This is a genomic window from Pseudaeromonas pectinilytica (assembly GCF_054780855.1).
Map to the genome: position 1 here is coordinate 1 of NZ_BAAGVN010000255.1, position 3195 is coordinate 3195.

The 3195-nt window shown below is 51.4% G+C and carries 1 protein-coding gene and 1 pseudogene; both read left to right on the forward strand.

The genetic code is table 11. The features are described from left to right. Positions 1–83: 83 nt before the first annotated feature. A pseudogene (locus tag ACYVG7_RS10795) lies at positions 84–2744 on the forward strand (Tn3 family transposase); the annotation flags it as partial. A gap of 85 nt (positions 2745–2829) precedes the next feature. Then, complete coding sequence (locus ACYVG7_RS10800; RefSeq protein ID WP_460883116.1) at positions 2830–3150, forward strand: hypothetical protein; 321 nt, start codon at positions 2830–2832, stop codon at positions 3148–3150. The last annotated feature ends 45 nt before the right edge of the window (positions 3151–3195 follow it).

The following is a 3195-nucleotide window of genomic DNA, read 5'->3' on the forward strand; positions in this document are numbered from 1 at the left end:
CAGGTACTGCGCGAGCAGCTATCACCCAGTAATGGGAATCCCCCTCCTGAGACGCGAAGCGCGAAGGTGGGGGAGGATGTCAAGGATATCGCGTTTTTACGGATCCCCGAGTCGGATTTCGATTGTCCCGTTGGTTATATGCTCTATGCTGGACGGGCACTGACCGGCCTGGTGAATTGTTCAGCCGGGCAACAACCTGGCTATTGACACACAAGGTCTTGCTGCCCGGTGTAACGATATTGGAGCGGTTTATCGCGCAACTGCGCAGTCGGGTTGAAGAGCGCCTTTGGCTCACCCTCGGCAGAAGCGTGACAGAGGAACAACGACAACAGCTACAAAATATGCTGCTGGTTGCAGAAGGCAACCGCAACTCCCGTCTTGATCAGCTCCGTTCTGGGCCGGTGATAGTGAGTGGCCCGGCATTGGTCCGCGCTTTGCGGCGGCTTGATGAAGTGCGAAGCATTGGCATCTGTTTACCGCCGACAGCTCATATCCCTCCCAGTCGTATTGCAGCCTTGGCGCGTTTTGCCAACACCGCGAAAGTAACGGCGATCAATCGCCTGCCCGCATCACGCCGGATAGCAACGCTGGTTGCATTCGCTTTATGCCTGGAGGCGACGGCAAACGACGATGCACTGGAAGTTTTGGAAGCACTACTTCGAGATCTGTTTAATAACGCACAGAAGGCAGACAAGAAAGTCAGAATGCGGAGCCTGAAGGATCTGGATCGTTCCGCCGCGACACTCGCCACCGCCTGCAAGATTATCCTTGATTGTTCGATAAACGATGAGAAGGTTCGCGCTCGGTTATTTAGCAGTTTGCCAAGATCCGCATTGGAGAAGGCAGTAGAAGAAGTGAATGCGTTGATCCGTCCTGTCGATGACGTCTATTACCTCGCGTTAGAAGATCGCTACCGTAGTGTACGTCGTTTTTTGCCCGATCTGCTCAAACATATCCATTTCGGCTTTAGCCCGGCAGGTAAAGCGGTAGTTGCCAGTCTTGATTGGTTAAAACTGAATCTGGCTCGCAGGATACCAGAAGATGATGAGCCGCATGGGATCGTTGGCAAAGCATGGCAAAAACACGTCACCCGCGATGATGGATCCCTAAACATGGGGGCTTATGTGTTCTGTGCACTCGATGCGTTGCGTTCTGCTCTTCGCCGCCGAGATGTTTTCGTTTCACCGAGCTGGCGCTATGCCGATCCCCGTTTAGGGTTACTTGATGGCGCAGAATGGAGCGCCGCGCGTCCCATTATCTGCCGCTCACTCGGCCTGACTATTGATGCCAGTACAACATTAAAGGCGCTGAGTGCAGAACTTGATGCAACGTGGCAAGCTGTCGCTGCCCGTTTGCCTGAAAATCCCGCCATTCAGTTAAATGAAAAAACAGAAGGTCGAACCGAGTTGGCTCTCAGTTCTCTGGATAAACTGGAAGAACCACACTCCTTATTGCAACTTCGCGCGGCAGTTGCCGATCTGATGCCACGAGTTGATCTTCCTGAGATTTTACTGGAAATTGCTGCCCGCACAGGATTTGTTGATGCGTTTACCCATGTATCGGAACGCAATGCTCGTGCAGACGACTTGGTAACCAGTCTTTGTGCAGTACTACTGGGCGGTGCCTGCAACACCGGGTTGGAACCCTTGATCCGCAGTGACAAACCAGCGCTACGCCGCGACAGGCTGTCCTGGGTCAGCCAGAATTATATCCGGGACGACACACTGTCAGCAGCCAATGCCATCTTGGTTAGCGTGCAAAGCCAACTTGACCTGGCTCAAGTTTGGGGTGGTGGCGAAGTAGCTTCTGCGGACGGAATGCGATTTGTTGTACCTGTGCGAACGGTGTATGCAGGCCCCAACCCAAAGTATTTCGGTACCGGTCGGGGTGTGACTTGGTACAACATGATTTCCGACCAATTTTCCGGCTTGAACGCTATTACAGTCCCAGGCACGTTGCGCGACAGCTTGGTCTTATTGGCTGTAGTCCTGGAACAGCAGACAGAATTACAGCCGACACAAATCATGACGGATACCGGGGCTTATAGTGACGTAGTATTTGGACTGTTTCGCTTGCTTGGTTATCACTTCAGCCCACGGCTTGCCGATGTCGGAGGTACGCGTTTTTGGCGCACACGGCCAGACGCGGACTACGGAAAACTAAACGGCCTGGCCAGACAGTCTATCAAATTTGATCTGATCGCCGAGCACTGGGATGATCTCTTGAGGTTGGCCGGGTCGCTAAAACTTGGCAGGATACCCGCAACCGGAATAATGCGCACGCTCCAGACGGGTGATCGACCGACCCGTTTAGCATTAGCACTCGCGGAATTTGGGCGGATCGAAAAGACATTGCACACACTGACCTACATTGATGATGAATCCAAGCGGCGCGCCACCTTGACACAATTAAATCGGGGTGAGAGTCGACACAGTTTAGCCCGAGCTGTTTTTCACGGTAAACGCGGAGAACTGCGACAACGTTACCGTGAAGGACAAGAAGATCAACTGGGTGCGCTCGGTCTCGTGGTCAATATCATCGTCTTGTGGAATACCCTCTACATGAGTGCCGCACTAGACCAGCTTAGAAAATCAGGTTACCCGATACAAGAAGAAGATGTTGTCCGGCTATCTCCGCTTATCCACGAACATATCAACATGCTTGGTCGCTATTCGTTCTCGGTTCCGGACTCCGTCGCTCGTGGCGAACTCCGGCCTTTGCATAACCCGGACGATGACCAATGACATTAAGCCGCTTATCTCTGGCATTGGAAATAAACCTTTTTATTGTATAATAATCATCCACATTTTCCTTGGTAACCATTCGGTAATGAAGTCGTTTAGACAAGTCCTTTTATTTTTATGCTGTCTGTTATGCTTGACGGCTTGTGACAATAACGATCAATCACAGGATAAGTCTCCGTCAGGCCAAAACGTAGATCAGGCGTCCGTTCACCCAAGTCGGGTGCTAAAATGCGAAATCAACGGCTCTTTTGTTAACAGCGCAAAGAGTGCCGGTTTGACCAATACCCAAATGCATAGGATCGCATCGATGTTCCGTGGACGTATTGATTTTCGCCGCGATCTGCATCCTGGCGACAGCTTTCGTGTGCTCATGTACAGGATCTTTAGCTACAACCAATTGAAATAGATAGAAAAAAGGCTTCGTTTGTGATCTGATTTAATCGCAAAAAAA

Excerpts from the sequence above, each read along its gene's own strand:
- ACYVG7_RS10800 (WP_460883116.1), top strand. The coding sequence starts at position 2,830 with ATGAAGTCGTTTAGACAAGTCCTTTTATTTTTATGCTGTCTGTTATGC.